This window comes from Gammaproteobacteria bacterium (assembly GCA_003696665.1).
GTDB lineage: Bacteria > Pseudomonadota > Gammaproteobacteria > Enterobacterales.
Genome location: RFGJ01000374.1, coordinates 1 through 6,483, shown reverse-complemented (window position 1 = coordinate 6,483; position 6,483 = coordinate 1). Strand labels below are relative to the sequence as shown.

Here is a 6,483-nt window from a genome sequence, read left to right as displayed (position 1 = left end):
CGCAAATCTTCGGCAACGTTGACGAAACCATCGGCATTCTCGTGCCATTTCCACTCACGATTGACCTTAAAGCTCAAGATTTCATATTCGCGGTTTTCTTCAAGTCCTAGTTCAGCGCGAAAATAATAATTCACTGCTGCGGTATAGGGGCCCACAATCGCTGCATAGGATGGGTCAAATTCGAAAGACTCTCCAGCGTTATCGCGATCAAAGCCCGTGAACCGGGTATCGAGCCGGCCCACTGTCAAGCCCTCATCGCGTCGAAGCTCTTTGACAAATCGCCAAATCGGAACCCGCAGATTTGATTGAAGCCAGAATTCAGGTCGAATGCCGGTGAGAGTGGCCAATTCGTTGGCGATTTTTCTTTTGGCGTCGTCCGCTAAGCGATCACCTTGAATCAATGCTGGCCAATAAACCTGAGTTGCGAATCGTCTGGCTTTTTCGACGAAATCAGCCAGCCCTATGTCTTGCGCAACCTTTTTGTGGAACCATGCAGTCGCCGCATAGGTGGGGAGAAATAGTGGGTAAGGCGTGTCGTTGCCGATGGAAAAACGTGCTGTCTGGAAGTTCAAAATTGGACTGATTAGGACCACACCGTTGATGGCCACGCCACGATTTTGCAAATGATTCACGAGTGCTGCAGCGCGCGTTGTGCCGTAACTCTCACCCGCAAGAAACTTGGGATGGTTCCATAAATTGTGTTCATTCAGAAAGCGCACAATGAAGTCGCCAACCGACTGGACGTCGGCTTGGACGCTTAGGAATTCATCTAGCTTATGTTCACCAAGGGGGCGACTGAAGCCGGTGCCGACCGGATCGATAAAAACCATATCACTGGCCAAAAATGGTGAGTGTTGATTGGCTACAATCTGATAAGGCGCCGGTGGTGGTGCTTGCGTGCCCTTGAAGGCCACCATTTTTGGCCCCATGAGTCCCATGTGCAACCAGACACTGGAAGATCCCGGGCCGCCATTGAAAACGAAGGTCACGGGCCGGTTCTTGTCGCCACGTTTTTTAAAATAGGCGGTGTAGAAGATCGCGGCTTTGGGTTTCCCTTTTCGATCTTTGAGATGAAGTTCACCAATATGTGCTTCGTATTGAATGGTCGAGGTGGCAAAACGGAGTTTGTGTTTTGTTGATTTTACCCATTCCTTTGGCACAACAGTATCTTGAGATGGTTTGGTTTGGGGGGCCCTCGAGGTTTCGGCAAATGTCCAACTCGCAAAACCGGTGAGGGTCAACAGTAACAAAGTTTTGACGACACGACGCATTTTTTTGTCCTCTGTTTAAAACTGCCACCAAGTTTTCTGCCACCATGTTAGGAATTCGGCAAAATCAATCTGTCCGTCATGATCGCTATCCACTTCACGAAAGCCCCGTAAACATTCCGCTGGTTTGGCTTTCGGCTCAATAGCCTTTAACAATTGGGCAAATTCGTCGGCATCGATGGCGCCATTATGATCCCGGTCGAAAAACTCAAAATGTTGGCGTATCTCGCGAATTTTGTCTTGGGGCAGTGGCTTGGTCATGGCTCAATTGGCTTAATCGGGTATCACTAGGGCATACAGTGTACGCAGCTTCGGACAGCCCCGCAATCCGATATGACTGTGGTTGCCTAGACTTAGTCGTTTTTGGGGGCTCGGGCCTTGTCAAGCAAGGGGGTTAATAAAGGGCGAAGTCCGTTTCTGTCAATCTCATACATGGTTAACAATAACACCCCGATGCGTCCTTTCGCTGTGCCGTGCCGTGCATACCAAGCGAGGTAGGGCGAGGGCAGTGTCGCGATCAATTCGCCCTTGTATTTGCCAAAAGGCATCTTGGTGGTCACCAGTTGTGTCAGCACTTCCGGGTCGGCATCTTCAAAGCGCATAGTGTATGAGCCCCCAGTAACTGCCCGCCGCCATGATCCCAGCCAGCCAATCGTCCACCATGATACCCAGTCCACCAGATACTTGCTTGTCGGCCCAGCGAATTGGCCACGGCTTAAGGATGTCAAATAACCGGAAAAACAAAAGCAAACCGGCAAATTCTGCCGCTGTGCTTGGTAAAACGATAGCGTAGGTCAACCAGAGGCCAGACCATTCGTCCCACACGATGGCCTGGTGATCGTGTTGGCCGAGCAGTTTGGCGGCCCGCTCACACACGAATATGCCTATCACAGCCACACTGACCACAGCAATAGGGCTTGTCAACCAGACGAATAGCCAAGCGAGGATCGAGGCCACCACTGAGGCGACCGTGCCGGGCATTTTGGGCACAAGCCCACTGCCAAGGCCAGTGGCAAGCAGCACGATAAGTCGATCTGAGCCTCGATATTGGTTGAGGGCCTCAATAGGCGTCATGTCTCGAAGTGCTCCCAGGGTGACAGCGCAAGGCGCACGGGCTGACCAACATGCAGAAACTCAATGTCGCCTGATGTCGTGACACGGCCAATCGGGACCGCTTGCACGCCACTGGCCTGTAGAACCCCTGCCACCCGATCATGCGCATCTTCAGGGACGGTGAAGCACAGTTCATAGTCCTCCCCGCCAGCCAAGGCAAACTCCCACAATTCCACGTCAGAACAGAGGTTTTCGAGTGCTTTAGAAGTCGGTAGCGCATCAAGATCAATGCGCGCGCCTAAATCACCGCTGCTTTTTAAGATATGTCTCAAGTCGGCAATAAGTCCGTCAGAAATATCAATACAAGCAGAGGCAATATGCCGCAACGCGATCCCGGCCGCAACGCGCGCCGCTGGTCGTCGAAAACGTTCGAGTAAATAGTCTTGGCTAGATTCATCTGTCCGCAATTTTTTCGTCAACAGGGCGAGACCTGCGGCCGCATCGCCAAGCGTTCCCGTACAAAAAATCCAGTCGCCCGGTTTGGCTGAGCTTCTTGTCAACGCCTGTCCTTTTGGCACCTGACCGAAGGCAGTGACTGAGATGGATAAGGGGCCTTTCACGGTGTCGCCCCCCACTAGGGCCAAATCGTAAAACGTCAGCGCCTCCTTCAATCCTTGAGCGAAACGCGAAAGCCAAGTTTCTTCCGCATCTGGTAGCGTGATGGATAAGGTCAGCCAAAGAGGGCGGGCACCCATGGCCGCTAAATCAGACACATTGACGGCAACGGCTTTCCATGCGACATCCGTGGGATTATCGTGATGAAAAAAATGGGTTCCGGCGGCGAGCGTGTCAGTCGTGACGACCAATTGATGGGTGTCCGGCACATTCAGTATGGCGGCGTCATCGCCGATACCGAGACTGACGCCACGGCCACCAGTGGACAGCGGTGAAAAATATTTGTCAATCAACTCAAATTCACGCATCGTTTCAGCATGTCATAACTTGCGTGTCGCGCTAACTTCAATGGCTCGTAGCTTGCCCGCTGCTTTATCCAGCACCCCATTGACAAACTTATGCCCGTCTGTGGCCCCAAATGTTTTGGCCAATTCTATCGCTTCATTGATGACCACTCGGTAAGGAATGTCCGGTCGCGCCAACAATTCCCAGCAGGCAAGGCGTAAAATGGCACGTTCTACAGGGTCGACGCTTTCGATGGCGCGCGTCATATGTGGGGTGAGCGCTGCGTCAATCTCATCGAGCTTTGCAGGAATACCATGCAGCAATTGATGAAAGTAGTCGCGATCGAAATTTGTATCGCCATTATCCTCAAGAAATTGCTGCTCAATTTCGCCGATATTTTCACCGGCCAACTGCCATTGATATAGGGCCTGAACAGCCAGCCTGCGTGCTTTGTGGCGTGTCCTTGGTGTACTCATAGCTGCTCCAGCAAATTCACCATCTCCAGCGCCGTGATAGCGGCCTCGGCACCTTTATTGCCAGCTTTGGTGCCGGCTCGCTCAATGGCTTGTTCTATGGTATCCGTGGTCAGTATGCCAAAGGCGATGGGGACAGACGTGTTCAACGACACCTGTGCCAGCCCCTTAGTACATTCGCCAGCGACATAGTCAAAGTGCGGTGTCCCCCCGCGTATCACTGCACCAAGTGCAATAATCGCTTGATATTTTTTGGTCAAGGCAACTTTTTGGGCAGCCAGTGGCATTTCAAAGGCACCAGGGACCTTGATGAGTTCGATTTGCTCGTCAGCCACGCCGTGGCGACGCAGTGCATCAAGCGCTCCAGCCACCAAGCTGTCCACGACAAAACTATTAAAACGAGCTGCGAGAATCGCGAATTTGGTGTTTGGGCTGGCGACGAGAGCACCTTCAATGACCTTCATTGTTTGACTCCTTATGACTGACAAATTCAACGACTTCAAGTTTGAAGCCGGACAATGCGTAGTAATGTTTTTCTTCGCTGAGCAGGCGCATTTTATGAACGCCAAGCGCGGTCAATATTTGAGATCCAATGCCCACGGTGCGCCTGCCCACTTGTGGATTAGGACGAAGCTGGCTATGGCCGGCATCTTCCTGTTGCCAGCGTTCAAGGTTGGCAGCCCAACCTTCGGTGGTATCGCCTCCGGTCAGAACGACCAACACGCCTCGTCCTTCTTGTGCAATTCGAGCAAGCGCCTGTTCAATGGACCAGCTCGGTTCCCGGTCACGTCGACCATGCAGCTGATCGACAAAAAAATCACTCATGTGGACGCGCACCAATGTTGGCGTATTGGGTTCGATGGTGCCGATGGTCAGCGCGAAATGCAATTGTCCATCGATTTCATCGCGGAAGGTGTGCAGGATAAACTCACCGTACGGCGTTGGCCATAAACATTGACCGATTTTGTTGACCGTGCGTTCGTGCATGGCCCGGTATTCAATCAGATCGGCAATGGTGCCAATTTTGAGGCCATGTCGTTTGGCAAATTCTTCCAGATCGGGTCGTCGTGCCATTGAGCCGTCTTCATTGAGGATTTCCACTATGACCGCGGCGGGTTCCAGGCCCGCCAGTCGAGCAAGATCGCAACCGGCTTCAGTATGGCCTGCGCGAGTCAGCACACCGCCGGGCTGGGCCATCAATGGGAAAATATGCCCAGGCTGCACCAAATCGCTCGGTTTGGCGTCCTTTTTGACCGCAGTGCGAATGGTGTGCGCCCGGTCAGCCGCTGAAATTCCGGTGGTGACCCCTTCGGCAGCCTCAATGGAAATCGTGAAGTTGGTGCTATATCGTGTTCCGTTATTTCTTACCATGAGCGGCAAGTTCAGTTGCTCGCAACGCTCTTTTGTGAGCGTCAGGCAGATCAGGCCGCGACCGTATTTGGCCATAAAGTTAATGTCTTCCGGACGAACCAATTCGGCGGCCATCACTAGGTCACCTTCATTTTCGCGGTCTTCGTCGTCCATGATGATAACCATTTTTCCAGCGCGGATGTCTTCAATGATTTCTGGAATTGTATTCATTCTGGCCTCTTACGTTCGGCGAATGTCTTCATAGCCCCAAAGTCGTAGCTTTTCGGCGGACATTGTGTCTTCCGACGGTGGTCGCACCAGTTGTTCTAAATAGCGTGCGATGATATCGACTTCAATATGCACGCGTTGCCCGGTTCGATAAGTGCCTATGATGGTTGACGCCCGGGTGTGCGGGATTATCGTCAACCGAAAAGCCTGGCCATGCCAGGCGTTGACCGTCAGACTGGTCCCATCGATGGTGATGGACCCCTTGGGGGCAATATAGCGCACCAAGTTTTTGGGTGGCGTGACATAAAGTTGCCAATCTTCTTCACTTTGCTCAATGCGTTCGACGGTTCCGACCCCATCGACGTGACCGGTGACGAAATGCCCTCCCAAACGAGTTGTCGGCAGCAGCGCCTTTTCCAGATTCACCATCTGGCCGGGCGCATAGGTGCCGAACAGTGTGCAGTCAAGCGTTTCTGAAGAAACATCAACTTCCATTCCCTGAGGGTGTAACACGACCGCCGTCAGGCAAACACCGTTGACCGCAATGCTGTCCCCAATTTTCACGTCGTGCCAATCCAGCTGCTGGCTTTCAACTCGCACACGGACGCCTTGCCCATGTTGCTGAATGGCTGTAATGCGTCCGGTGGCTTCGATAAGACCAGTGAACATGAGGCGCAGAACCTCTCTCTTTGGTGCAAACGCGGCATAGTTTAGCACGCCATGGTACGGGAGACATGACCAAAGCCGCTAAGACACTATGAAAATTCGTTTAAGTTTGCTGATGGCGGTTGGCATCACATGCGTGCTAAGCAAGCAGCTGCAAACCCTGAATGATACCAAATTAGAGCGGTATGTTGACATCGAATCGACACACATTTATATTACGCGCCACTTGCCGAGGTGGCGGAATTGGTAGACGCGCTAGCTTCAGGTGCTAGTGGCCTTTCGGTCGTGCGAGTTCAAGTCTCGCCCTCGGCACCAGCTTCAAAAGCCCCATATGACTGGGGCTTTTTTGTTTGCCCAGCGAGGCTGGCAAACCCGGCAGGCTGAAAGAAGCCTGCGTCGCCCCGACTGAGGGGAAGACAATCCGAATGGCAAGGGCCTTGCGGGCCAACGGCAGGGTCTGAAGGAAGCCATACGAAGTCAGAGGT

The 6,483-nt window shown here is 52.7% G+C and carries 9 protein-coding genes and 1 tRNA gene; 1 reads left to right on the top strand and 9 read right to left on the bottom strand.

Annotated elements, in window-relative coordinates; translation table 11 throughout:
- The 9 genes from D6694_09680 to D6694_09640 form a co-directional block, all read right to left on the bottom strand.
- On the bottom strand, positions 1 to 1,271 hold a 1,271-nt coding region (locus tag D6694_09680; protein RMH40805.1), incomplete at its 3' end, for a peptidase S10.
- Positions 1,272 to 1,286: 15 nt separating this feature from the next.
- Positions 1,287 to 1,529: an EF-hand domain-containing protein gene (locus tag D6694_09675; protein ID RMH40804.1), complete on the bottom strand. Its 243-nt coding sequence runs from the start codon at positions 1,527 to 1,529 to the stop codon at positions 1,287 to 1,289.
- A 92-nt stretch (positions 1,530 to 1,621) separates the two neighbouring features.
- Positions 1,622 to 1,870 (bottom strand): hypothetical protein, encoded by a 249-nt coding sequence (locus tag D6694_09670; protein ID RMH40803.1) that lies wholly within the window; start codon positions 1,868 to 1,870, stop codon positions 1,622 to 1,624.
- Complete coding sequence (locus D6694_09665) at positions 1,860 to 2,342, bottom strand: phosphatidylglycerophosphatase A (GenBank protein ID RMH40802.1); 483 nt, start codon at positions 2,340 to 2,342, stop codon at positions 1,860 to 1,862. Before D6694_09665 ends, D6694_09670 begins: the two co-directional genes overlap by 11 nt.
- The gene (gene thiL, locus D6694_09660; protein ID RMH40801.1) at positions 2,339 to 3,304 is read right to left on the bottom strand and encodes a thiamine-phosphate kinase; all 966 of its coding nucleotides are present in this window, start codon (positions 3,302 to 3,304) and stop codon (positions 2,339 to 2,341) included. The genes D6694_09665 and thiL overlap by 4 nt, the downstream gene beginning before the upstream one ends.
- 12 nt (positions 3,305 to 3,316) lie before the next feature.
- Positions 3,317 to 3,757: a transcription antitermination factor NusB gene (gene nusB, locus D6694_09655; GenBank protein ID RMH40800.1), complete on the bottom strand. Its 441-nt coding sequence runs from the start codon at positions 3,755 to 3,757 to the stop codon at positions 3,317 to 3,319.
- Positions 3,754 to 4,218 (bottom strand): 6,7-dimethyl-8-ribityllumazine synthase, encoded by a 465-nt coding sequence (locus tag D6694_09650; protein RMH40799.1) that lies wholly within the window; start codon positions 4,216 to 4,218, stop codon positions 3,754 to 3,756. The genes nusB and D6694_09650 overlap by 4 nt, the downstream gene beginning before the upstream one ends.
- A complete protein-coding gene (ribB, locus tag D6694_09645; protein ID RMH40798.1) occupies positions 4,205 to 5,335 on the bottom strand; it encodes a 3,4-dihydroxy-2-butanone-4-phosphate synthase in 1,131 nt (376 codons plus the stop codon). The genes D6694_09650 and ribB overlap by 14 nt, the downstream gene beginning before the upstream one ends.
- Positions 5,336 to 5,344: 9 nt before the next feature.
- Positions 5,345 to 6,001, bottom strand: a complete 657-nt coding sequence (locus tag D6694_09640; GenBank protein RMH40797.1) for a riboflavin synthase — start codon at positions 5,999 to 6,001, stop codon at positions 5,345 to 5,347.
- 225 nt (positions 6,002 to 6,226) lie between these two features.
- Between D6694_09640 and D6694_09635 the strand changes: the two genes are divergently transcribed.
- Positions 6,227 to 6,313: transfer RNA gene (locus D6694_09635), tRNA-Leu, on the top strand.
- Positions 6,314 to 6,483 lie beyond the last annotated feature (170 nt).